Source organism: Amycolatopsis keratiniphila, from assembly GCF_000400635.2.
GTDB lineage: Bacteria > Actinomycetota > Actinomycetes > Mycobacteriales > Pseudonocardiaceae > Amycolatopsis > Amycolatopsis keratiniphila.
Genome location: NC_021252.1, coordinates 1001948 through 1023808, shown reverse-complemented (window position 1 = coordinate 1023808; position 21861 = coordinate 1001948). Strand labels below are relative to the sequence as shown.

The following is a 21861-nucleotide window of genomic DNA, read 5'->3' as shown; positions in this document are numbered from 1 at the left end:
AAGGAGGTGCTGATGACGGCGATGAGCCGCAAGGAGAAGGCGGCGGAGACCGAGACCGCGCTCAAAGAGGCGGCGAAGCGCGTTTTCGCGGCGAAGGGGTACCTGAACACCAAGATCACCGACATCACGGCGGAGGCCGGACGCGCGGCGGGGTCGTTCTACAACCACTTCGCGAGCAAGGAAGAACTGCTCGAAGCGCTTCTCGAAGATCTCGCGGCGGCGAGCGACGTCGACGCGGCCTCGCCGGAGCACATACCCGACTTCACCGACCCGCAGGCCGTGCGCTGGCACGTCTGCGCGTACTGGGATTTCCACCGCGACAACGCGGCGACGATGCTCGCGCTACGCCAGGCCGCGATGGTCAGCGACGAGTTCGCGCGCACCTATGCCCGCTTCGGCGCCGCCCAGGCGGCAGATCTCCTGGACCACCTCGGGTACATCACCGCGGCGGGGATGGAACTCCCGGCGTCGGAGCGGGTCACGCTCGCGATGATGGCCGAACTGGTCAACGGTTTCGCGCACACGTGGCTGCTCGACCCGTCGGCGATCTCCGAAGAAGAAGCCGTCGACGCGCTGACGCGATTCGTCTACCGGGGTTTCACCGGTCGCGACGTGCGCTGAATCAGGAAGCGAGCCGCTCCACGGCCGCGTCGATCCGCTCGTCGGTCGCCGTCAAGGCGATCCGGACATGGTTCCCGCCGGTCGGCCCGTAGAACGTGCCCGGCGCGGCGAGGATGCCACGTGAGGCGAGCCAGTCGACCGTGTCGAGCGCGGATTCGCCACGCGTGGACCACAGGTACAGCCCCGCCTCGGAATGCGAGATCTCGAAACCGCTGTCCAGCAACGCCTTCCGCAGCACCAGCCGGCGGCGCGCGTAGCGTTCCCGTTGCACGGCAAGCGCTTCGTCGTCCTTCAGCGCGGCGACCATGGCCTCCTGCACCGGCCTCGGCACGATCAGCCCGGAATGCTTGCGGATCTCCAGCAGACCGGCGACGAGCTTCGGGTCGCCGGTGACGAAACCGGCGCGGTAGCTCGCGAGGTTCGCGGACTTCGACAGCGAATGGACGGCCAGCAGGCCGTCGAGCGAGCCGCCGTGCACGTCCGGGTGCAGGATCGACACGGGCTCGCTTTCCCAGCCGAGCGCCAGATAACACTCGTCGGAGACCACGACGACGTCGCGTTCCCGCGCCCAGTCGACGACCTTGCGCAGGTGATCGACACCGAGCACGCGCCCGGTCGGATTGGACGGCGAGTTCAGCCACAGCATCGAAGGCCGCTGCGGACCGAGCGCGAACGTGCTGTCCGCGCGCAGCAGCGAAGCACCCGCCAGCAGCACGCCGACCTCGTAGGTCGGGTACGCCACCTCGGGGATGACGACGAGGTCACCGGGGCCGAAGCCCAGCTGCCGCGGCAGCGAAGCGACCAGTTCCTTCGAGCCGATCGTCGGCAGCACGGCGGCCTCGGGAACCCCGTCGATACCGTGCCGCCGCGAAAGCGCGTCGATCGCGGCGGCCCTGAGCTCGGGGATCCCGTGCGTGGTCGGGTACCCCGGGATCTCCGACACGGACGCGAGCGCCGCGCGGATGCTCTCGGGGACCGGGTCCACCGGCGTGCCGATCGACAGGTCGACGATGCCGCCGGGATGTGCCTGGGCCTTCGCCTTGGCCTCGGCGAGGGAATCCCAGGGAAAATCGGGAAGAGCGACCCGGCTCATTCGCCCTGCGGGGGAAGAGCCTTGATGAAGGCGGGGTCGTGACTGGTCTTGCCGACCTTGGAGGCGCCACCGGGCGAGCCGAGTTCGTCGAAGAAGTCGACGTTGGCCTTGGTGTAGTCGTTCCACTCGTCGGGGACGTCGTCCTCGTAGTAGATCGCCTCGACGGGGCAGACCGGCTCGCAGGCACCGCAGTCGACGCATTCGTCCGGGTGGATGTACAGCATGCGGTCACCCTCGTAGATGCAATCCACGGGGCACTCGTCGATACACGCCTTGTCGAGCACGTCGACGCAGGGCTCGGCGATCACGTAGGTCACTGCGTACTCCTGCTTTATCTCTGCTTCACCAGTCTGCAACGGACATTACGCGCCCACGGGCGCGACCGGCCCGCTTAGGCCACCCTTATCCGTACCTCGGGTATGGGCTTTCAGCGGTCTTTCCGGCGCGGCGGCGGAGTAGCCCTGCTGTCCCCAGTGATGACGAACTGCGGCGGGGCGGGCTTCGCTCCCGCTGCGTCCTTCTCGACGGCCTTTTCCGCGCCCAACGCCCGGTTGAAGCCGTCGGAGATCTCGCGAACCAGGTCTTCGTTGTGCCTGTCGTCCTTGCGCGCGATGCTCATCGGGGTCCCTCCACTGCCTTCCTTGGCACAATCTAACCGTGAACAGTGCGGAAATGCTCGAGCTCACCTGTAGCCAGGCTTGGACTCCCCTGCTGGAGAGCCGGATCGGCGACTGGCGGCTCCGCTGGGCGGACGGGTTCACCGCCCGGGCCAACAGCGCCCTGGCGATCGGTGACCCGGGAAAACCGCTGCCAGACGCCCTGCGGGGGGTCTGTGACTTCGCCCACGATCATGCCATCCCGCCGGTCGTTCAGGTGATCCAGAACACGTCCATCGAGGACGAGCTCGCCGCCTCCGGCTGGGTCCACTATGTGGAACACCGGCCCGCGCACGAGGTCCGCCTGCTCACCGGACCGCTGGCGCGCGGGACCTCGGCGGGAGCGGAGATTCTCGACGAGCCGACGTCCGGATGGTGGGAGATGACGGCGGGCAGCGCGGACCCGCCGGAGGCGCCGCGGCACGTCCTCGGCACCGGCAAGGTCGGCTTCGGGATCGTGGAGCTGGACGGCGTCACCGCCGGCGCGGTGCGCGGAGCGGTCGTCGGCGAGTGGCTGCACATCGCCCGTTTGGAGGTACGACCGGAGTTCCGGCGGCGAGGGCTGGCCCGCGGGCTGATGAACGCCGTGGGCGCCTGGGGCGCCGGTCAGGGCGCGAACGGGATGCTCCTGCAGGTCGCGATGGCGAACTCCGGCGCGCTGAAGCTGTACGAGAGCCTGGGCTGTACGGAGCACCACAGGTACCGCTACTGGGCCCCGGGACCCGGCGCGTGCGAGGATCGCCCGTCGTGAAGGTCGTCATTTTGGTCGGCGGAGTGGGCGGGGCCCGCTTCCTGCTGGGGGTCAAGCAAGCACTGGGTCTGCCCGCGACCGGTTCCTCGCCGGAGTCGCCGCACGAGGTGACCGCGCTGGTGAACACCGGGGACGACGTGTGGATGCACGGTCTGCGCATCTGCCCGGACCTGGATACCTGCATGTACACCCTCGGCGGGGGGATCGACACCGAACGCGGCTGGGGCCACGCCGGCGAGACCTGGACGGTCAAGGAGGAGCTCGCCGCCTATGGCGCCGAGCCGACCTGGTTCGGCTTGGGCGACAAGGACATCGCGACACATCTCATCCGTTCGCGGATGCTGCGCGCGGGCTATCCGCTGTCCCAGGTCACCGAGGCGCTGTGCGATCGCTGGCAGCCCGGCGTGCGCCTGCTGCCGATGTCGGACGACCGCGTCGAAACGCATGTCGTGATCGACGACCCCGAAGATCCGGACCAGCGCAAGGCGATCCACTTCCAGGAGTGGTGGGTGCGCTACCGCTCCGAGCCGAAGGCGCATTCGATCATCGCCGTCGGCGCCGACGAGGCCAAGCCGGCGCCGGGCGTGCTCGACGCGATCGCGGCCGCCGACGTCGTGCTGTTCGCGCCGTCCAATCCGGTGGTCTCGGTGGGCACGACGCTCGGCGTCCCGGGAATCCGCGACGCGCTGCGGAAGACGCGCGCCAAGGTCGTCGGTGTCTCGCCGATCATCGGCGGGAAGGCGTTGCGCGGCATGGCCGACGCGTGCCTGACCGCGATCGGCGTGGAGACCTCGGCCGAAGCCGTCGGGCGGCATTACGGCTCCCGCAAGGAATCCCCGGACGGGGTGCTCGACGGCTGGCTGGTCGCCGAGGGTGAGACCGTCGACGTGCCGGGAGTCGCGGTCCGCGACGTGCCCCTGCTGATGTCCGATGTGGACGCCACGGCCGCCATGGTGCGTGCCGCCTTCGATCTGGCGGGAGTTTCCGTTGACTGACCATGCTTCGGCGAAGATCGAGATCATGCCGGTCGAAGGCCTGCCGGAGTTCCGGCCCGGCGACGATCTGACCGGCGCCATCGTCGAGGCGGCCCCGTGGTTGCGTTCAGGCGACGTCCTGGTCGTGACGAGCAAGATCGTCTCCAAGGCCGAGGGCATGCTGATCCGCGTCCCGTCCGATCCCGAGGAGCGTGACGCCGCCCGGCGCAAACTCGTCGAGGAGGAGTCCGTCCGCGTGATCGCGCGGATCAACCGGACGGTGATCACCGAGAACAAGCTCGGCATCGTGCAGGCGGCGTCCGGGGTGGACGCGTCGAACGTGGCCGCCGGTGAGGTCGCGCTGCTGCCGTCGGATCCGGACGCGTCCGCGCTCGCGCTGCGGAACGGGCTGCGCGAACGGCTCGGCGTCGAGGTCGCGGTCGTGGTCACCGACACGATGGGCCGGGCGTGGCGGGTCGGGCAGACCGACGCCGCGATCGGCGCGTCCGGCCTGCGGGTGCTGCATTCGTACGCGGGCGAGGTCGACAGCCAGGGCAACGAACTCGCCGTCACCGAGGTGGCGATCGCCGACGAACTCGCCGCCGCGGCGGATCTGGTGAAGGGCAAGCTCGGCGGGACCCCGGTCGCCGTCGTACGCGGCCTCCAGCTCACCGACGACGGTTCGACCGCCCGGAAACTGCTCCGGCCGGTCGAGGAGGATCTGTTCCGCCTCGGCACCAACGAATCCATCGCGCAGGGCCGCCGGGAAGCCGTGCTCGCGCGGCGCTCGATCCGCTCCTTCACCGACGAGCCGGTCGATCCCGAGGTGCTGCGCCGCGCGGTCGGCACCGCGCTGACGGCACCCGCGCCGCATCACACGAAGCCGGTCCGGTTCGTGTGGCTGCGCGAGGAAGGCTTGCGCCGCAAGCTTCTCGACGCGATGAAGGCGTCGTGGCAGGCGGATCTCGAAGGCGACGACTTCACTCCCGAGCAGGTCGCGAAGCGGCTCAGCCGCGGCGACATCCTGTACAACGCGCCCGAGGTCGTGGTGCCGTTCCTCGTCGCCGAAGGCGCGCACACCTACCGCGACGACCGCCGGAACGCTTGTGAGCACACGATGTTCACCGTCGCCGGCGGAGCGGCCGTGCAGGGCCTGCTGGTCGCGCTCGCCGCCGAAGACCTCGGCTCGTGCTGGATCGGGTCGACGATCTTCGCGGCCGGCATCGTGCGCGACGTCCTCGGCTTGGACGCGCGCTGGGAACCGCTCGGCGCGGTCGCGATCGGCCATCCCGCCGCCCTCCCGCCCGCGCGGGGCCCTGTCGAACCCGGTGAAGGACTTCTCGAACTGTGACCCTGCACGACGACGTCGTGTCCACATTGTCCGGTTGGCGACCGGCGGACGCGGCCCAGGAATCCCTGCGCCAGGCCTATCTCGGCTTCCTCGCCGCACGAGACGACGTCTGCCGCCGCGAATGCGCGGCCGGGCACATCACCGCGTCGGCCGTCCTTCTCGACGCCGACGCGGAGAACGTGCTCCTCACCCTGCATCCGCGGGTCGGGCGCTGGTTGCAGCTCGGCGGGCATTGCGAACCCGGCGACGCGACGCTCGCGGACGCCGCCCTTCGTGAGGCACGCGAAGAATCCGGCATCGACGACCTCGTGATCGACCCGGCTCCGGTGCATCTCGACGTCCACCCGATCACCTGCTCGCTCGGCGTGCCGACCCGGCATTTCGACGTGCGGTTCGTGGTGCGCGCACCACGCGGAGCACAACCGGTCCAAAGCGACGAATCGGACGATCTCCGTTGGTGGCCGGTGGATTCACTCCCGAAAGGGTCGGAAGATCTCGCCGAACTGATGGAAGCCGCCGTGCCCGCGGCGTCCGCCCGTTAGGGTGTCGGCTGACGTTCTTAAGGGGGAATGATGCTGACGACGCTGACGCCATACCTGGACCGGGTCCGGGTCCACAGCAGCGGTGACGGTGACGGCTTCGGCTGGTTTCTGCTGATCTTGGCGATCATCGTCATCATCATCGTGATCGTGGTGATCATCGTGAAGGTCAACCAGGCGAAGAAGCCGCCGATGACCTTCCCGCAGAACCCGAACTTCGGTGGTGGCGGCCCGGCTCCGGGCTTCCCGCCGCCGCCCCCGCCCGCCGGCGGCCCCGCGCCGCAGGGCAACTGGCAGCAGCCCGGTTTCCCGCCGCCCCCTCAGCCCGGCTTCGGCCAGGCGCCCGGCTTCCCGCCGCCTCCGGCTCCGGCGGGTTTCGCGCCGCCGCCCGGCGCCCCGGCGCCCAGCCCGTTCGGCGCGCCCGGCATGCCCCAGCCCGGTTTCCCGCCGCCTCCTCCGCAGGCCGGGCCGCCGATCGACGCCCATGCGGACCGCACCCAGGTCGTGTCCCCGCAGCAGCAGGCGGCCGCGGACCGCACGCAGGTGGTCTCCCCCGCGAACGCCGACCGCACGCAGGTCGTTTCGCCCGCGAACGCCGACCGGACCCAGGTGGTGTCCGGTGGCACCGGTGACGCCACCCAGGTCGTGCCCGGTGGCGGCGGCGACCGGACCCAGGTGGTCCCGCCCGCGCAGTAGTCGCTTGTCTTTGTGTCAGTGATTGTGTCATCATGGCGATACGATCACTGACACAAAGGGGGAGTGGCGTGGTGATGGAACTCAGTGAATCCCAGCGGCTTCAGCTGGCCAGGATGAAGCTGCGGAGCCGGATCAAAACGCAGACCGTCGTCGTGGCCGTCGTGTTGTTCGCGGCGACCTGGGGAACCTGGTTCCTGCTGAGTCAGGAGTTCTTCGTCCGGACTTCGGACGGCACGCCGGGGCTTTACTCGCGCCGGAAAGCCGACTGGCCGACGGTCTCCGCATCAGTGGGCATGATCGCGGTTCTGGTGAGCTTCGTCGTGCTGGCAGGGCTCGTCTCCTGGACCTTCCTGCGAGTGCGCAAGGCGGAACGGCGGCTGGCACGGTCGCTGCCGCGCCGGATCGCGCACGGGAAGAAGCTGGGCGTCCCCGACGTGGCAGGCCTAGGGTCGTTCGGGCTGTGGCTGCTCAGCACGATCGGCGGGATCGTCATCGGGCTCGGCATCGGCCTGTTCGCCGACGCGGCCGCGACCCGCCTGCTCGGCTTCACCTACGCGGCGGGCGTCGTCGTGCTCGGGGGGCTGTCGCTCGTTCTCGTCCGTCAGGTGATCGAGCAGCCCGCCCTGGCCGACGACGAACGTTCCCTGCGCACGGACGACGCTCTCCGCCGGAAGGACGCGCAGCTGGCCCTGGTGCCCGCCGGAATCTACCTCGGACTCCCCATGACCTCCGCGGTTCCGGAGTTCGCCGAGTGGCTGTGGTGGTTTCTCGTGGGATACGCCGCGATCGTCCTCATCGGCGCACTGGCGGCGTGGATCCGCAGGCTGGCACAGCGCCCGCCGAGCACGGTGCTCTAATCAAGCCCGCCGACAAGAGACCTGGAGCACGAAGTGATCGTCAGCGTCGACACGAACTCACCCGTCCCACCGTACGAACAGGTACGGGCCGCCTTCGCCGCGCAGATCACGGACCGGACGCTTCCCGTCGGAACGAAACTCCCGACGGTCCGCAAACTGGCCGAGGATCTGGGCATCGCCCCCAACACCGTCGCCAAGGCGTACCGCGAGCTGGAAGAGGCCGGCCTGATCGAAACCCGCGGCCGGGCGGGCACCTTCGTCGGGGACTCGGGCGACCAGAACCGGAAACTGGCGCAGAACGCGGCCGCCGAGTACGCGGCGATCACCCGGAAGCTGGGGTTGAGCCAGGGCGAGGCGAGCGCCATCGTGAACGCCGCACTGACCGCGAACGTCACCGCCTACCGCACGCGGCTGCAGGAACGCCCCGCGCACTGAGCCCGGCCCGATAGCCGCCGCGCCGGTGGCCGCACCGCGGGTTAGTCTCTCGGCATGGTCTTCCTTCTGGTGCTGGTGGTCGGCGTCCTGATCCTGGCCGGTATCGGCGTCGGGATCTACTTCCTGGTGAAGTCGAACAGCAAGCCACAGCCGCCCGCTCTGCCGTACCAGCAGTACCCGCAGCAGCAGCCGCAGTACCCGAGCCAGCAGCAGCCCTACCCGCCGCAGGGCTGGGGCAACTGAGTCACATCGCCCGGTAGTCGCGGAGTTCGATCTTCGGCCCGAACCTCGGCCGCCGGAAACCGGCCGTCGACAGGTAGCGCACCGCGCGCTGCCGCTGCGGCGAATACGGCGCCAGCACTTCGGACATCCCGACGTCGTCGAGTTTCGTGCCGACGAGCGCGTGCCCGACCATCGACGGGATGTTGTAGTCGCCGAAGCTCACCGCGTCCGGGTCGCCCCAGGCGCGCTGCGCGATCTCCGCCGCCGTCCACACGCCGATGCCGGGCACCTTCCGCAGCCAGGCCCGGCCTTCGACACCCTTCAGTTCCACCGCCTTCTCCAGCCGGGGCGCGACACGGGCCGCCGCGATCAGCGTCGTCCGCCGTTTCAGATCCACCCCGGCGCGATGCCATTTCCAGTCCACAATGGAGCGGATGGCGACGGGCGTCGGCGGCACGCGCAGCCGCGACGGTCCCGGCCCTGGCGCCGGTTCGCCGAACCAGCGGCACAGTTCACCCCACGACCGCAGCGCCTCCGTGCTGGTCACCTTCTGCTCCAGCACGGCGAGCACCAGCGCGTCCCACACCCGGCCGGTCGAGCCGAGGCGCAGCCCCGGGTTCCGGCGCCGAGCCGACGCGATGACGTCGTGATGCGCGACGAATTCGGAGTCGTCGTCGTGTGCGCCGAGCATCGCAGGGACACCTTCGAGCAGCCTGTCCGCGCCGGGGCCCCAGGCCTCCGCCTCGATCTCGCCGTCCGCGCGCCGCAGCAGCGCGAGCGTGCCGGCGCCGTCCGCGGTGTTCGCGGCCAGCCAGGTGACCCCGCTCTCGGTCCGGACGACGTTGGGCGAGCGCGACCCACGGCTCAGCGGGCCCAGAACCGTGTCCAGGTCCAGCTCGAAGGCAGGACGGAATCGCACACACGGAAACTACCCGGCACTCGGCTAGGGTGAGCGGGCCACCCGAAACCGTAAGCCTATGGAGGACACCGACGATGACCGAGCGACCGGCGAAGGCCTCGATCGTCAGCGGGTACTTCAACCCGCTCCACCAGGGCCACCTCGACCTGTTCGAAGCCGCTCAGGCCCGGTCCGGCTACCTGATCGTCATCGTCAACAACGATCACCAGCAGGTCCTCAAGAAGGGCAGGGTGATCCAGGTCGAGGACGTCCGGGCTCGGATCGTCCGCGCGCTGCGCATCGTCGACGACGTGTACATCGCCGTCGAGCAGGGGCCGGGCATCAACGAGTCGTTCGACCTGATCCGCGCGGCGTACCCGGACACGGAGCTCGAGTTCTGCAACGGCGGGGACCGGCGCAACGTCGACGAGCTCCCGGCCGACGAGGTCGAGGCAGGGGCCCGGAACAACATCTCGATGATCTACGGCATCGGCGGCACGGACAAGGCCGACTCCAGCACCCGGATCCTTTCGGACATGGAAGCCTGACACCGACATTTGTCGGAAGACGTTCGCGGGTCTGCTGACGGCGGCCGCTCCTAGGGCCTACCCTAGACAACACACAGTCGGCCCTGAACCCAGAGGGCCCCAGGTCAGTCGGGAGGCCTAGGGGAATGGACCCCCGTGCTCGGGCGGACGCCTTGCTCGCACGCGCAAGCGCGCGTGGAGCCTTCGTCGTGACACCGGACAACGCGACGTCTCCGATGGACTCCGCGAACACTCAGCAGATCCCCCGGTCGGTGGTCGCCGAGATCGACCGTTCGTCGGACCCGGACACGACCACTCAGCTACCGGCTTCGCTGATCGCGGAGAACGACCACCCGCTCGCGGGGCCCGAACCGACGACACGGCTGGATCTGCCGGCGGTGCGGGGCGAGGGCTCGACCCAGCCGCAGCCGTACCCCCGGCGTCCCGGCACCCCGCAGCAGACCAGACCGCTGCCGCAGGCGACGACCCCGCTCACCCGGCGGCCGCCCGCCGCGCCGGTGCAGAGCCCGCTGATCGAGCAGCCGGAGCAGGAGACCGTCGAGAACGAGGTCGGCGGCTTGGTGCCGACGGTGAAGCAGAACCCCTCGGGGCGTTCGAACCTCTCGCGCCGGCTGGACGGCATCTAGCCCCTCCACGCACATGTCATGAAAGGGTCGTTCAGGACATCTTTTGTCCTGAACGACCCTTTCATGACATAGGGACCCGCCTCAGAAAGCGCGGATCACCCGATCGATCTCCTTGATCGCCGCTCCCCCGCCGTACGTGGCGTTGGACAGCATCGCGACATCCAGCCCTTCGGCCGGATAGTGCCGCATGAGCGAGCAGACGCCGACGTTCCCGCCGTCCTTGTAGTAGTGCCGCACCGAACCGTCCGGCTCCAACACGAATTCGAGGCCGAAGCCGTACCAAACGCCGCTGCCGTGGAGCACCTGCGGGGTGAGGAACTCCTTCGTGCGCTCAGGACTCAAGAGCCGCTCCTCGCGGATCGCGCGCAGAAGCCGGACGAGGTCGCCGACGGTGCAGTACGCCCCTCCGTCGGGTGAACCGATCGGCGGGTAGCTGAAGATGTTCTGCTTCCAGCCGGTGATCCGCTCGCCGTCGAGGATCGGATCCCAGCCTTCGGCGACCCTCGGCTGCGGATCACGCCGGTCGAAGAACCCCGAATCGGTCATCCCCGCGCGGTCGAGCACGGTCTCCCGGACGTGGTCGCGATACGGCCTCCCGGTGATCTCCTCGATCACCAGCCCCGCGAGGACATACCCCGAATTGCAGTACCGGCAGCCCTCACCGGGCGCGAAATTCGGTGTCCGGTAAGCGAAATTGGGCAGATGGTCACGCGTCTCGACCACCGAGTACACCGGCTTGTCGACCCACAACGCCTCGTAACTCTCGCCCGCTTCCTCGTCCGCGTCGTCGGCGATCCCGGACGTGTGCGTGAGCAGATGCCGCGTCGTCGCCCCGGGCGAGATCACCGTGCCGTCGAGGTCGATGATCTCGCCGATCGGGCGATCGAGGTCCAACCGTCCCTCGTCGGCCAACCGCACTGCGGCGATCGAGGTGATGACCTTGGTGATCGACGCGGTGTCGTACCGGACGTCCGGCGCGTTCGGCACCGACCAGCGGCGGCTGGCCAGGCCGTAGCCATGTTCGAACAGCGTCTCATCGCCCCGCCGGATCAGCACGGTCCCGGAGAAGCGGTCCTCCCCGGCGCGTTCCGTCAGCCAGGCGTCCAGTGCGGCGAAGTCCATGCACCGACGGTAACGACGACAGGGAGCCCGGTCGCGTGAATTCCGGTGGCCGGAACGGCTACTTCCGGCGCGTTTCGAGCTTGAGGCGCAGCGCGAGCCCGGCCTTCACCGCGAGCATGACCGGCTTCCACAGGAGACCGCGGTGACGGTCCGCGAGGTAGCGGTACGCGCTGTCGTGGTGCGCACGCAGCATCTTCGCCGAAGCCTGCGAAGTCGAGTGCCCGCCGATGTGCATGACGCTGGACGAAGGCGCGTACACGTTCAGCCAGCCGGCGCGGGCCAGCCGGTCGCCGAGGTCGACGTCCTCGAAGTACATGAAATAGCGCGTGTCGAATCCGTCGACCGAGTCGAAGGCCTCGCGACGGAACAGCTGACATGACCCGGAAAGCCAGCCCGCCGTGCGCTCGACCGGGGTGCCGGTCTCCTGCCGGTACTGCCGCGTCCACGGATTGCCCGGCCAGATCTTGCCGAACACCGCGTGCCCGATCCCGCGGCCGAACGACGGCAGCAGCCGGGCCGACGGGTACACGGTGCCGTCGAGATCGTGGATGAGCGGGCCGAAGGCGCCACCGCGCGGCCAGCGCTCGGCCACCTCGAGCAACGCGTCGAGCGAACCGGGCTCCCATTCGAGGTCCGGGTTCACCACGACGACCCAGCCGTAGCTGTCGTCGAGCTCCGCGACGCCCCGGTTGGCGGCCGTGCCGTAACCGACGTTCTCGCCGATGCTGAGCAGCTTGACGTTGTCCCGGCGGGCGGCCTTCTCCGGCGCGCCGTCCGTGGAGGCGTTGTCGGCGACGACGACCTGGACGTCCCGGTCCGTCGCCTTCTCGAGGGTGTCGAGGAACTTCTCGAGGGTCTCGCCGGGGAAGTACGTCACGGTCACGACGGCGATCCCGTCGCCGTAGCTGGGGTGCTCAGTCACGCGGCCATTGTCCACCCGTCACCGAACGCGACTTCGGCCCACCCACCTCGGCGACGGGGGTTGCACGGCCGCAACGGAGCGTGTGCACCCGACTGCTTTCCGCAATCAGCGGCAGGCAGAATGGACCGATGCCCGTGCACGCCTTCATCGACGAGTCGGTGCGAGACCAGCGGTACCTCCTGTGCATGACGCTGGTGCCGCCGGCCCAGCTCGCGCCGTCGCGGCGAGAACTGACCGCACTGCTTCTGCCTGGTGCGCGGGAACTGCATTTCAAGAAGGAAAAGGAACCCCGTCGCAGGCAACTGATCGACCGCATAGCCGCCTTGGAAGTCACGACGATCTTGTATCTGGGCTCGTGTACCGGGAAAACAGAGGAAGAGACCCGGCAGAAATGCCTTGAACATGCTGTCGCCGATCTGCTCGCCAAGAACGCGCACCGGTTGGTTCTCGACTCGCGCGACCATCGCGATGTCCACGATCGCAGGACATTGCAGCAAGCTCTCGGCTACCGGCCCTCCAAGACCGAGCTCACCTACGAGCATCTGAACTCGACCGCCGAACCACTGCTGTGGATTTCCGACGCGGTGGGATGGTGTTTCGGCGCGGGCGGTCACTGGCGCCGGAAAGCAGCCCGGCTCATCGATGCGATCATCGAACCTTGAACAGCGAAAAGCCCGCGAGACGACCGTCCGGACGCGTCACGGGCCTTCATACTCGGCCCCACCGGGGCCTCGCACCTCAAGTATACCCCACACGCCCCGAACGGCTCCTCTGGCGGAAGCGGGACCTCAGCTCGCCCGTCGCTGCGAGTGCCGATACCAAGCCTTCGCGTAAGCCTCACGATGCCGCTCCGCGGTCGTCGCCCACGAGAACTCCTTCGCCCGCCGAAGCGCCGCTTCAGCCAGCTCGGCCCGGCGGGCCGGTGCGTCGAGCAGCTCCGAGATGGCCGCGGCGACGTCTCCGGCGCCGACACCGCAGTAGGCGACCGCGTCCCCGCCGACCTCCGGCAGCGAAAGCCGTCGCGTCGTGAGCACGCTCGCGCCGCACGCCATCGCCTCCAGCACCGGCAGCCCGAAGCCCTCGCCGAGGCTCGGATAGGCGACCAGCTCGGAGCCACCGAGGAAACCGGCGAGCGTGTCGAACGGCAGATACCCGGCCCGGATCACCCGCAGCCGGTGCGGCACGGCGTCCAGCGCGCGTTCGACCTGCGAATCCCAGCCCGGCTGCCCGGCCAGCACCAGGGCAGGCGGGTTCGGCCTGCCGATCACGGCGTGCGCGAAGCCGCGGATCAGCGCGGGCACGTTCTTGCGCGGTTCCAGCGCGCCGAGGAAGGCGACGTACGGCGTCTTCCCGAGTCCGACGGCCTTGCGCGCGGCCTCGATCTCCGCGGGCGAGGGCGGGTGGAACCGATCCGGTTCGACGCCGTGGTGGATGATTTCCAGCTCGGCTGTGCGGACCTGGCCGACGCGTTCCAGCTCGGCCGCCGTCGCGATGCTCGGTACGACGCACAGCGTCGCGCGGCGAAGCGCCGTCGAGGTCCAGGCGCGGAAGAAGCGCGCCTTCACCGAAGAGTGCAGGACCGCGTCGGTGAAGAAGGTCGCGTCGTGCAGCGTCACCACCGAAGCGGCCGGGCTGGCCAGCGGCATCGTGTAGTGCGGTGAATGGACGACATCGGCGGCGAGCCGGCGGACCAGCCGGGGCAGGGTCGCCTGTTCCCAGGTCAGCCTGGCCGTCCTGGTCGATGTCGACGGCGAGGTGGGCACGATCCGCGCGCCGGGCGCGAGCCGGTCGTACAGCACCGCGTCCCGCGGCTGGCAGACGACGGTGATCCGCGCGCCGTCCTCGTCCAGCGCCGCGACCAGCGAATCCACGTAACGACCGACGCCACCCCGGTCCGCGGGAACGGCAGTCGCGTCGATAAGCACGCGAGGGTCATCGGTCACCCTAGGAGGGTACGGCCGTGCACCGGGTCCGCGGTGGGGAACCGACAAACTGCTAGCGCAGGTGGAGGCTCCACACCGCGGAAGCGGCTCGTTGCCAGGTGAACTCACTCGAACGACTGAGACCACTGTCACGCAGGGCCGCCGCACGCTCCGGATGGTTGAAGACGTCGCGAAGGGCGTCCGCAAGCGCTTGCGCGTCGCCGACAGGGACGGCGACGCCCGCTCCTCCGGCCACTTCGACCAGGGCAGGGGCATCCGAATGCACCACCGGCACCCCGGCCGCCATCGCCTCGATCAGCGGCAGCCCGAACCCCTCCGCCCGGCTCGGCATCGCCAGCACCGACGCGCCCCGCAGCACGAACGCCAGCTCCGCGTCGCTCACCTTCCCCAGCACCCGGACGTCGGCGCCGTGCTCGCGCGCCAGAGCCGGCGGGTCGATACCGCCCCAGCCCGGCTGACCGGCCAGCACCAGCGGGACGCCGAGCCGCCCGACGGCGTCGATCAGCACGTCGATGCCCTTGCGCGGCTCGATCGTCCCGATCGCGAGCACGTACCGCTCCGGCAGCGCGACCTCGGCGAATCCGGCGGGCGGCCGCACCCCGTGCGGGATCACGCGCACCGGCACCGAAACCGGCACCAGCCCGGCGAGCTCGTCCGCAATCGCTTGCGTGGGCACGGTCAGCGCCGTCGCCCGCGACGCGGCCCGCGCGATCACCGCCTTGTGCCACGCGACGCCACGCGGGGTCAGCGTCTCGGGATGCGTCCACGGCACGGTGTCGTGCACCGCGACCGACAGCGTCCGCCCCTTCGGCACCCGGGCGGGCGCGAGCGGGGTCGGCGCGTGGACCGCGTCGCCGCCCGGCCACCACGGCAGGCCCAGCTGCCAAGCCGCGATCAGCCCCCGGGGCGGGATCGGCAGCACGCGCGGCCCCGCGACCCCCTCGACGACCGCGGCTTCGATGTCGGCGTGCCGCGCGACGACGCTCGACACCGTCCAGCCCGCGGGCGCCGTCTCGGCGAGCGCGCGCAGCAGCTCACCGGTGTAGCGGCCGGTGCCGCCGGGGACCGGCGCCAGCAGCTGCTCGGCGAGCACGACCAGTTCGGGCATGGTCTCTATTCTCTCCACCATGACCAGCACCACCGTCGTCGTGGTCACCTGGCGCGGCGCCGCGCATATCACCGCCTGCCTCGACGCCCTCGCCGCGCAGTCCCGCGCGCACCGGACCCTGGTCGTCGACAACGCCTCCGACGACGGAACGGCCGCCCTGCTCGCCGCCCATCCTTCGAAGCCCGAAGTGCTCCGCCTGCGGCACAACGCCGGCTACGCGGGCGCCATGGCCGCCGCACTGGACAAAGTGGACACTCCGCTGATGGCCTGGCTGAACGACGACGCCGCGCCGGCCGCGGACTGGCTCGCGACCTGCGAAGACACGCTCGCGAAGGCGCCACTCGCCGCTGCCGTGAGCGCCCGGCTGACCCTCGCCGACGGGACCGTCCAGTCCACCGGCGTCCGCCTGACCGCCGACGGCCACGGCGCCGACCTGCCGGAACCCGCCGGCGAGATCTTCGGCTTCTGCGGGGGCGCGGCCGTGCTCGACGTCGAGGCGCTCCGTTCCGTCGGCGGCGTCCCCGCCTCCTACTTCTGCTACTACGAGGACACCGACACCGCGTGGCGGCTGCGGCTGGCGGGCTGGGACGTCGTCAGCGCCGAAGCCGACGTCACCCATCAGCACGGCGCGAGCACCCGGCCGGGTTCGGTCCGGTTCCACCTGTGGAATGAACGCAACCGCCTCCTCACCCTCCTGCGGTGCGCTCCGCGCGCGGTGGCGATCCGCCAGCTGGTGAAGTTCGCCGTGCTCACCCTGGTCCTGCCCCTCCGAGGGAAACCGGCCGCACCGAACTTCCGTCTGAGTCTCCGGTGCCGCGTCCTGGGCGCCGTCGCCGCCCGCCTGCCGCGCACGCTGGTCGAGCGGCGGGCCGTCGGGCGACGGGCGACACTGGGCCGAGGCGCGGTCTGGGACGCATGGGCCGGGCTTTAAGCTTGGTCCAATCGAGTGCAGGGAGTACGGCTTTGGCGCAGGGGGAAACGCAACCGGTCGTCTCGGTGATCGTCGTGAACTACCGGGGGGCCGCCGACACCGTCACCTGCCTGCGCGCACTCGCTGAACACGATTACCCGAACCTCGAGGTCATCTGCGTCGACAACGCCTCCGGCGGCACCGACGTGGCCGAGATCAAGGCCGCCGCACCGGGCGTCAAGCTCGTCGAATCCCCGGTGAACTCCGGCTTCGCGGGCGGCTGCAACCTCGGCGCGCGGCACGCCACCGGCACCGTCCTCGCCTTCCTCAACAACGACGCACGCCCGGCGCCGGGATGGGTCGGCGCGGCCGTCGCCGAACTGCGCGCACAGCCGGCCGTCGCCGCGGTGGCCAGCAAGGTCCTCGACTGGGACGGCACCGGCACCGACTTCGTCGACGCGGGCCTCACCTGGTTCGGCATGGGCTACAAACGCCACGCCGGCAGCCCGCTGGCCGACGTCCCCGCCGCCGAACACGAGATCGCCAAGGACGTCCTGTTCGCGACCGGTTCGGCGATGTTCGTCCGCGCCGGGGTGTTCGCCGAGCTCGGCGGCTTCGACGAGCGGTTCTTCATGTTCTACGAGGACGTCGACCTCGGCTGGCGGCTGAACCTGCGCGGCTGGCGCGTGCGCTACGTGCCGGAGTCGCTGACCTACCACAAGCACCACGCCACGATGTCCACAGTGGACGCTCCGGATTCCGGGCGTGAGACGTTCTTGCTGGAGCGCAACGCTTTGGCGGCGCTCTACAAGAACCTCTCCGACGAGACTCTCTCGCGTGCGCTGCCCGCCGCGCTGGCACTGGCCGTCCGCCGGGCGACGGCGCGCGGAGACCTCGACGCCACCCGGTTCGATCTCGCCAAGGGGGCCGGCCCGGCCGAAACCGGCCCGGTCGAGGTGCCGAGGACGACGTTGGCCGGGGTGTTGGCGATCGACCAGTTCGTCGAACTCCTGCCGTCGCTCGCCGAGGCGCGCGCCACCGAACAGGCCGCCCGCGTCCGCACCGACGCCGATCTGCTTCCCCTGCTGCGCAAGGCCTTGGAGCCCGCGTATCCGCTGCCGCGCTATCTCGCCGCGCATGACGTCCTGGTCGAGACGTTCGGCATCGACGCGCTCTTCGGGCAGCGCCGCAAGGTGCTGGTGATCACCGGCGACGCGATCACCGAGCGGATGGCGGGCCCGGCCATCCGCGCCTGGAACATGGCCGCCACGCTGGCCACCGAGCACGACGTCCACCTGGTGACGATCAACCCCCTCGCCGACCCGCCGCCCGCGCCGTTCCGGGTCAGCGCGGCGACCAGGCGCGATCTGGAGACACCGATCGCGTGGGCCGACATCATCATCCTGCAGGGGCACGTGCTGGAGCTCGCGCCTTCGCTCAAGAAGCAGTACGCGCACAAGATCGTGGTCGCGGACCTGTACGACCCGATGCATCTGGAGCTGCTCGAACAGGGCAAGGGCGTGCCCGACGACAAACGGGCACTGGACCTCATCGGGGTCACCAAGGTCCTCGACGCGCAACTGGAGCGCGGGGACTTCTTCCTGTGCGCGTCGGAGCGTCAGCGCCACTTCTGGCTGGGCCATCTCGCCGCGATGGGCAGGCTCTCGCCGCGGCTGTACGACGCCGACCCGACCACCCAGTCGCTGCTGTCGATCGTCCCGTTCGGCCTGTCGCCGCAGGCACCGGTCCGCACCGGCCCCGGCCTCCGGTCCACTTTGGACGGTATCGGCGAGACCGATCACGTCGTGCTGTGGGCGGGCGGGGTCTACAGCTGGTTCGACCCGTTGACCCTGGTCCGGGCGATCGAACGGCTGCGGCAGCGCCGCGGTGACGTCCGCCTGGTGTTCCTCGGGATGAAACATCCCAACCCCGAGGTCACCGAGATGGACATCGGCGCGCGCACGATGCTGCTCTCGGACACGCTCGGCCTCACCGGCAAGCACGTGTTCTTCAACCAGCAGTGGGTGCCGTACGAGGAACGCCAGAACTGGCTGCTCGACGCGAACTGCGGTGTCACCACGCATTACGAGCACGTCGAGACGACGTTCGCGTTCCGCACGCGGGTGCTGGACTACCTGTGGGCCGGGCTGCCGATCGTCACCACCGACGGCGACTCGTTCGCCGACCTGGTCCGCAAGGAACGGCTCGGCGTCGTCGTCCCGGCCGAGGACGTGGACGCGCTGGCCGACGCGCTGGAAAAGGCTTTGTACGACGAGGAGTTCGCCGCCGGCTGCGTCGAGCGGATGGCCGCCGTCGCCCAGCGCTACGCCTGGCCCGAGGCGCTGAAACCGTTGGTGGAGTTCTGCCGGAACCCGCGGCCCGCCGCCGACCGGCTGCCCGGTTCGGAAGACCTCGTGGTCACCGCACCGGTGCGGGGCAAGGAAATGCTGCGCCGCGACGTCGACCTGATCCGCGAGTATCTCGCCGACGGCGGGCCGAAGGAACTCGTGCGGCGCGTCGGCGGCCGGGTGGTCAAGGTCGCCAAGCAGAGGCTCGGCCGTGGCTGACCGCCCCTTGCGCGTCCTGCTCGACGGGACCCCGCTGCTCGGTGCCAGGACGGGTATCGGCCGGTACACCGTCGCCCTGTCCGAAGAGCTCGCCTCGATGTCCGAAGTGGACACTCGCGCGGTCGCGTTCACGTTGCGCGGCTGGCGACGGCTGCGGCACGTGCTCCCGCACGGCGTCCGGGCCCGTGGCATGCCGGTGGCCGCACGACTGCTGCGGAAGGCGTGGCTGCGTTCGCAGCTGCCGCCGGTGGAGCTGTTCGCCGGGCCGACGGACGTCGTACACGGCACCAACTTCGTGCTGCCCGGCCGGTTCCGCGCGGCGGGTGTGGTGACCATCCACGATCTGGCCTTTTTGGACGCTCCCGAAGAGCTCGCGCCGAGCGATCACGAGCTGCCGCGGCTGGTCCGGCGCGGTGCCCGGCTCGCCGACGCGATCTGCACGCCCACCAACGCCGTCGCCGACCAGGTCGCCGAACGGCTCGACGTGGACCGCGGCAAGATCATCGTCACCCCGCTCGGCGTGAACCCGGCGTGGTTCACCGCGCGCCCGCCGGATCCCGAACGCCGCAAGGAACTCGGCCTCCCGGACAAGTACCTGCTCTTCGCCGGCGCCCCCGGGCCCCGGAAGGGCCTGCACTGGCTCCAGCAGGCCCACGAGGCCGCGCCGGATCTGCCGGATCTGGTGTTCGTCGGCCCCGGTTCGTTCTCGGTGGGCTCGCGGTCGCGGCACGTCGGCTACCTGTCCGACGTGAACCTCCGGCGGGTCGTCGCCGGGGCCAGCGCGCTGGTGCTGCCGTCACGCGACGAGGGCTTCGGGCTTCCGGTGCTGGAAGCGCTGGCGTCGGACGTTCCCGTGGTGTGCACGGACATCCCGGCGCTGCGTGAGGTCGCGGGCAACTGCGCGAGCCTGGTGCCCTACGAGGACGTCGACGGGCTCGTGGAGGCGCTGCGGATGGCCGTCAGCGACCCGCACGCCGTCGCCACTTCGGCCGCGCGCCGCGCCCACGTCGCGAACTTCACCTGGCGCGCGTGCGCCGAACTCACCGTCGCCGCGTACCGCCAGGCGAGCACGAAACACTGACCTCCCGCATTTCGTCCTCTGCATGCGCCCGCATTCAGAGGACGAAATGCGGGCGGGGTCAGGAAGCGAAGTAGGCCTTCAGCGCGTCGGACCAGTCCCGGAGCGGCGTGAGCCCCGCCTCGCGCCAGGAAGCGTTCGACAGCACGCCATACGCCGGACGCGCCGCCGGACGCGGGAATTCCGCCGTCGTACAAGGCTTCACGCGAGCCGGATCCGCGCCGAGCTCCGTGAAGATCGCCTTCGCGAACCCGCACCACGTCGTCGACCCGCCACCCGTGCAGTGCAGCACCCGCTGCGAAGGCCCTTCGCCCGCGGCGATCCGGCCCGCCAGCTCCAGCAGCCCGGCGGCGAGGTCGCGCGACCAGGTCGGCGAACCGGTCTGATCGTCCACTACGGACAGTTCCTCGCGCTCCTTCTCCAGGCGCGCCATGGTCTTCACGAAGTTCGACCCGGTCTTGCCGTACACCCAGGACGTCCGCACGATCCAGGACCGGGCGCCGGACCCGAGCAGCGCGTCCTCGCCTGCCGCCTTCGTCCGGCCGTAGGCGTTCAGCGGGCCCAGCAGATCGCCGGGCTCGTACGGCGAAGTCGCGTCACCGGCGAAGACGTAGTCCGTGGACACGTGGATGAGCGGCACCCCGCGCGACGAGCACGCCGCGGCGAGCACCCGGGGGCCGTCGGCGTTCACCGCGAACGCCCGCTCCTCGTCGGTTTCCGCCGCGTCCACCGCGGTGTAGGCCGCCGCGTTGATCACCACCGGCGACGTCCCCGTCGCCCGCGCCCGGTCCGCCAGCTCGGTCACCGCGGCGACGACCTGGCCGGTGTCGCGCACGTTCAGGTCCGAAGACGACGGTGCCGCGGCCTGCGGGGCCAGCGCCGCGAGGTCCTGCCCGAGCTGACCGGATCCGCCCGGTACGAGAATGCTCAGCACCTGTTCACGCCCCCGCACGGTTCTTCAGCGGCTCCCACCACGATCGGTTTCCGCTGTACCAGGCGACCGTGTCGGCCAGACCGTCCTCAAAGGACTGACGCGGCGCGTAGCCGAGCTCCGTCGAGATCTTGGTGATGTCGACCGAGTACCGGCGGTCGTGCCCCTTGCGGTCCTCGACCGGCTCGACGCTCTCCCAGTCCGCGCCGACGGCGGTCAGCAGCCGCTCGGTCAGCTCGCGGTTGGTGAGTTCCGTGCCGCCGCCGATGTTGTAGACCTCGCCCGGCCTGCCGCCGTCGGCGACGAGCTGGATGCCGTGACAGTGATCGTCCACGTGCAGCCAGTCACGCACGTTGAGCCCGTCGCCGTAGAGCGGGACCTTCTTGCCGTCGAGCAGATTGGTCACGAAGAGCGGGATGACCTTCTCCGGGAATTGGTACGGACCGTAGTTGTTCGAGCACCTCGTGACACAGACGGGCAACCCGTGCGTGCGGAAGAACGAACGAGCCAGCAGATCCGAGGACGCCTTCGACGCCGAGTACGGCGAATTCGGCTCCAGCGCGTGGTCTTCGGCCCAGGAACCCTCGTCGATCGAGCCGTAGACCTCGTCGGTGGACACGTGGACGAACTTCCCGACCTCGGCCTCGAGCGCGGCCTGCAACAGGGTCTGCGTGCCCAGCACGTTGGTCAGCACGAAGTCGGCCGCGCCGGCGATCGAACGGTCCACATGGGACTCGGCGGCGAAGTGCACGACCAGGTCGACGCCCCGCATGAGCTCGCTGACCAGGGCGGCGTCACAGATGTCGCCCTTTTCGAACCGGTAGCGCGGATTCCCGCGCACCGGCTCCAGGTTCGCCTCGTTGCCCGCGTAGGTCAGCTTGTCGAGCACGATCAGCTCGGCGTCGGCCAAGCTCGGGTACGCGCCCGTCAGCACCTGCCGGACGTAATGCGAACCGATGAACCCGGCACCCCCGGTGACCAGCACTCGCATCCCGCGATCCTCCCTCTACGAC

Annotated in this window: 25 protein-coding genes; 15 read left to right on the top strand and 10 right to left on the bottom strand. The window is 70.0% G+C overall.

The features are described 5' to 3' along the window. The first annotated feature begins 12 nt into the window (after positions 1–12). Positions 13–621 (top strand): TetR/AcrR family transcriptional regulator, encoded by a 609-nt coding sequence (locus AORI_RS46075; protein WP_016331415.1) that lies wholly within the window; start codon positions 13–15, stop codon positions 619–621. A 1-nt stretch (position 622) separates the two neighbouring features. Here AORI_RS46075 and dapC read toward each other — a convergent pair whose 3' ends face one another. From dapC to AORI_RS46060, 3 genes are all read right to left on the bottom strand, one after another. Then, positions 623–1714: a succinyldiaminopimelate transaminase gene (gene dapC / locus AORI_RS46070; RefSeq protein ID WP_016331414.1), complete on the bottom strand. Its 1092-nt coding sequence runs from the start codon at positions 1712–1714 to the stop codon at positions 623–625. Further along, positions 1711–2031: a ferredoxin gene (gene fdxA, locus AORI_RS46065; protein WP_016331413.1), complete on the bottom strand. Its 321-nt coding sequence runs from the start codon at positions 2029–2031 to the stop codon at positions 1711–1713. Before fdxA ends, dapC begins: the two co-directional genes overlap by 4 nt. Before the next feature lie 110 nt (positions 2032–2141). Next, entirely contained in the window at positions 2142–2333 is a 192-nt protein-coding gene (locus AORI_RS46060; protein WP_016331412.1) for a hypothetical protein, read from the bottom strand. A 53-nt stretch (positions 2334–2386) separates the two neighbouring features. On the opposite strand from AORI_RS46060, the gene AORI_RS46055 reads away from it, so the two are divergent. From AORI_RS46055 to AORI_RS46020, 8 genes are all read left to right on the top strand, one after another. Next, the gene (locus tag AORI_RS46055; protein ID WP_016331411.1) at positions 2387–3121 is read left to right on the top strand and encodes a GNAT family N-acetyltransferase; all 735 of its coding nucleotides are present in this window, start codon (positions 2387–2389) and stop codon (positions 3119–3121) included. After that, positions 3118–4116: a 2-phospho-L-lactate transferase gene (cofD, locus tag AORI_RS46050; RefSeq protein WP_016331410.1), complete on the top strand. Its 999-nt coding sequence runs from the start codon at positions 3118–3120 to the stop codon at positions 4114–4116. Before AORI_RS46055 ends, cofD begins: the two co-directional genes overlap by 4 nt. Next, a complete protein-coding gene (locus AORI_RS46045) occupies positions 4109–5446 on the top strand; it encodes a coenzyme F420-0:L-glutamate ligase (RefSeq protein WP_043848573.1) in 1338 nt (445 codons plus the stop codon). The genes cofD and AORI_RS46045 overlap by 8 nt, the downstream gene beginning before the upstream one ends. After that, positions 5443–5988 carry an NUDIX hydrolase gene (locus AORI_RS46040; protein WP_016331408.1) on the top strand — a complete coding sequence of 182 codons (546 nt, stop codon included), beginning with the start codon at positions 5443–5445 and terminating at the stop codon, positions 5986–5988. The genes AORI_RS46045 and AORI_RS46040 overlap by 4 nt, the downstream gene beginning before the upstream one ends. Before the next feature lie 30 nt (positions 5989–6018). Continuing rightward, the gene (locus AORI_RS46035) at positions 6019–6681 is read left to right on the top strand and encodes a hypothetical protein (protein ID WP_228688301.1); all 663 of its coding nucleotides are present in this window, start codon (positions 6019–6021) and stop codon (positions 6679–6681) included. A gap of 74 nt (positions 6682–6755) precedes the next feature. After that, on the top strand, positions 6756–7538 hold the full coding sequence (locus tag AORI_RS46030; protein ID WP_043847909.1) for a hypothetical protein: 783 nt from the start codon (positions 6756–6758) through the stop codon (positions 7536–7538). A gap of 33 nt (positions 7539–7571) precedes the next feature. Beyond that, on the top strand, positions 7572–7973 hold the full coding sequence (locus AORI_RS46025) for a GntR family transcriptional regulator (protein ID WP_016331405.1): 402 nt from the start codon (positions 7572–7574) through the stop codon (positions 7971–7973). Positions 7974–8027: 54 nt separating this feature from the next. Then, a complete protein-coding gene (locus AORI_RS46020) occupies positions 8028–8216 on the top strand; it encodes a hypothetical protein (protein ID WP_016331404.1) in 189 nt (62 codons plus the stop codon). Between the two features lies 1 nt (position 8217). Here the strand turns inward: AORI_RS46020 and AORI_RS46015 are convergent, their stop codons facing one another. Then, positions 8218–9114, bottom strand: a complete 897-nt coding sequence (locus tag AORI_RS46015; protein WP_016331403.1) for a DNA-3-methyladenine glycosylase family protein — start codon at positions 9112–9114, stop codon at positions 8218–8220. 74 nt (positions 9115–9188) lie between these two features. Between AORI_RS46015 and AORI_RS46010 the strand changes: the two genes are divergently transcribed. Next, positions 9189–9641 (top strand): HldE family cytidylyltransferase, encoded by a 453-nt coding sequence (locus AORI_RS46010; RefSeq protein ID WP_016331402.1) that lies wholly within the window; start codon positions 9189–9191, stop codon positions 9639–9641. A 188-nt stretch (positions 9642–9829) separates the two neighbouring features. Next, positions 9830–10267, top strand: coding sequence for a hypothetical protein (locus AORI_RS46005; protein WP_016331401.1), 438 nt, complete (start codon positions 9830–9832; stop codon positions 10265–10267). Between the two features lie 81 nt (positions 10268–10348). Here the strand turns inward: AORI_RS46005 and AORI_RS46000 are convergent, their stop codons facing one another. Both AORI_RS46000 and AORI_RS45995 read right to left on the bottom strand, forming a co-directional pair. Beyond that, positions 10349–11389: a serine hydrolase domain-containing protein gene (locus AORI_RS46000; RefSeq protein ID WP_016331400.1), complete on the bottom strand. Its 1041-nt coding sequence runs from the start codon at positions 11387–11389 to the stop codon at positions 10349–10351. 58 nt (positions 11390–11447) lie between these two features. Further along, the gene (locus tag AORI_RS45995; RefSeq protein ID WP_016331399.1) at positions 11448–12311 is read right to left on the bottom strand and encodes a glycosyltransferase family 2 protein; all 864 of its coding nucleotides are present in this window, start codon (positions 12309–12311) and stop codon (positions 11448–11450) included. 128 nt (positions 12312–12439) lie between these two features. On the opposite strand from AORI_RS45995, the gene AORI_RS45990 reads away from it, so the two are divergent. Then, positions 12440–12973: a hypothetical protein gene (locus AORI_RS45990; RefSeq protein WP_016331398.1), complete on the top strand. Its 534-nt coding sequence runs from the start codon at positions 12440–12442 to the stop codon at positions 12971–12973. A 126-nt stretch (positions 12974–13099) separates the two neighbouring features. Here AORI_RS45990 and AORI_RS45985 read toward each other — a convergent pair whose 3' ends face one another. Continuing rightward, positions 13100–14236 carry a glycosyltransferase family 4 protein gene (locus AORI_RS45985; protein ID WP_016331397.1) on the bottom strand — a complete coding sequence of 379 codons (1137 nt, stop codon included), beginning with the start codon at positions 14234–14236 and terminating at the stop codon, positions 13100–13102. A 70-nt stretch (positions 14237–14306) separates the two neighbouring features. Further along, the gene (locus AORI_RS45980) at positions 14307–15362 is read right to left on the bottom strand and encodes a glycosyltransferase family 4 protein (RefSeq protein WP_016331396.1); all 1056 of its coding nucleotides are present in this window, start codon (positions 15360–15362) and stop codon (positions 14307–14309) included. A 19-nt stretch (positions 15363–15381) separates the two neighbouring features. Between AORI_RS45980 and AORI_RS45975 the strand changes: the two genes are divergently transcribed. From AORI_RS45975 to AORI_RS45965, 3 genes are read left to right on the top strand one after another with little or no spacing between them, the layout of a single operon-like run. Continuing rightward, positions 15382–16293, top strand: a complete 912-nt coding sequence (locus AORI_RS45975; protein ID WP_016331395.1) for a glycosyltransferase family 2 protein — start codon at positions 15382–15384, stop codon at positions 16291–16293. Positions 16294–16325: 32 nt separating this feature from the next. Continuing rightward, on the top strand, positions 16326–18839 hold the full coding sequence (locus AORI_RS45970) for a glycosyltransferase (protein WP_016331394.1): 2514 nt from the start codon (positions 16326–16328) through the stop codon (positions 18837–18839). Continuing rightward, complete coding sequence (locus AORI_RS45965; protein WP_016331393.1) at positions 18832–19920, top strand: glycosyltransferase family 4 protein; 1089 nt, start codon at positions 18832–18834, stop codon at positions 19918–19920. The genes AORI_RS45970 and AORI_RS45965 overlap by 8 nt, the downstream gene beginning before the upstream one ends. Before the next feature lie 58 nt (positions 19921–19978). Here the strand turns inward: AORI_RS45965 and rfbD are convergent, their stop codons facing one another. Then, complete coding sequence (gene rfbD, locus AORI_RS45960) at positions 19979–20851, bottom strand: dTDP-4-dehydrorhamnose reductase (protein WP_043848571.1); 873 nt, start codon at positions 20849–20851, stop codon at positions 19979–19981. A 4-nt stretch (positions 20852–20855) separates the two neighbouring features. Continuing rightward, positions 20856–21839 carry a dTDP-glucose 4,6-dehydratase gene (gene rfbB, locus AORI_RS45955; RefSeq protein ID WP_016331391.1) on the bottom strand — a complete coding sequence of 328 codons (984 nt, stop codon included), beginning with the start codon at positions 21837–21839 and terminating at the stop codon, positions 20856–20858. Positions 21840–21861 lie beyond the last annotated feature (22 nt).

Excerpts from the sequence above, each read along its gene's own strand:
- AORI_RS46075 (WP_016331415.1), top strand. The coding sequence starts at position 13 with ATGACGGCGATGAGCCGCAAGGAGAAGGCGGCGGAGACCGAGACCGCG.
- dapC (WP_016331414.1), bottom strand. The coding sequence starts at position 1,714 with ATGAGCCGGGTCGCTCTTCCCGATTTTCCCTGGGATTCCCTCGCCGAG.
- AORI_RS46060 (WP_016331412.1), bottom strand. The coding sequence starts at position 2,333 with ATGAGCATCGCGCGCAAGGACGACAGGCACAACGAAGACCTGGTTCGC.
- AORI_RS46055 (WP_016331411.1), top strand. The coding sequence starts at position 2,387 with ATGCTCGAGCTCACCTGTAGCCAGGCTTGGACTCCCCTGCTGGAGAGC.
- AORI_RS46035 (WP_228688301.1), top strand. The coding sequence starts at position 6,019 with ATGCTGACGACGCTGACGCCATACCTGGACCGGGTCCGGGTCCACAGC.
- AORI_RS46030 (WP_043847909.1), top strand. The coding sequence starts at position 6,756 with ATGGAACTCAGTGAATCCCAGCGGCTTCAGCTGGCCAGGATGAAGCTG.
- AORI_RS46020 (WP_016331404.1), top strand. The coding sequence starts at position 8,028 with ATGGTCTTCCTTCTGGTGCTGGTGGTCGGCGTCCTGATCCTGGCCGGT.
- AORI_RS46010 (WP_016331402.1), top strand. The coding sequence starts at position 9,189 with ATGACCGAGCGACCGGCGAAGGCCTCGATCGTCAGCGGGTACTTCAAC.
- AORI_RS46000 (WP_016331400.1), bottom strand. The coding sequence starts at position 11,389 with ATGGACTTCGCCGCACTGGACGCCTGGCTGACGGAACGCGCCGGGGAG.
- AORI_RS45990 (WP_016331398.1), top strand. The coding sequence starts at position 12,440 with ATGCCCGTGCACGCCTTCATCGACGAGTCGGTGCGAGACCAGCGGTAC.
- AORI_RS45980 (WP_016331396.1), bottom strand. The coding sequence starts at position 15,362 with ATGCCCGAACTGGTCGTGCTCGCCGAGCAGCTGCTGGCGCCGGTCCCC.
- AORI_RS45975 (WP_016331395.1), top strand. The coding sequence starts at position 15,382 with ATGACCAGCACCACCGTCGTCGTGGTCACCTGGCGCGGCGCCGCGCAT.
- rfbB (WP_016331391.1), bottom strand. The coding sequence starts at position 21,839 with ATGCGAGTGCTGGTCACCGGGGGTGCCGGGTTCATCGGTTCGCATTAC.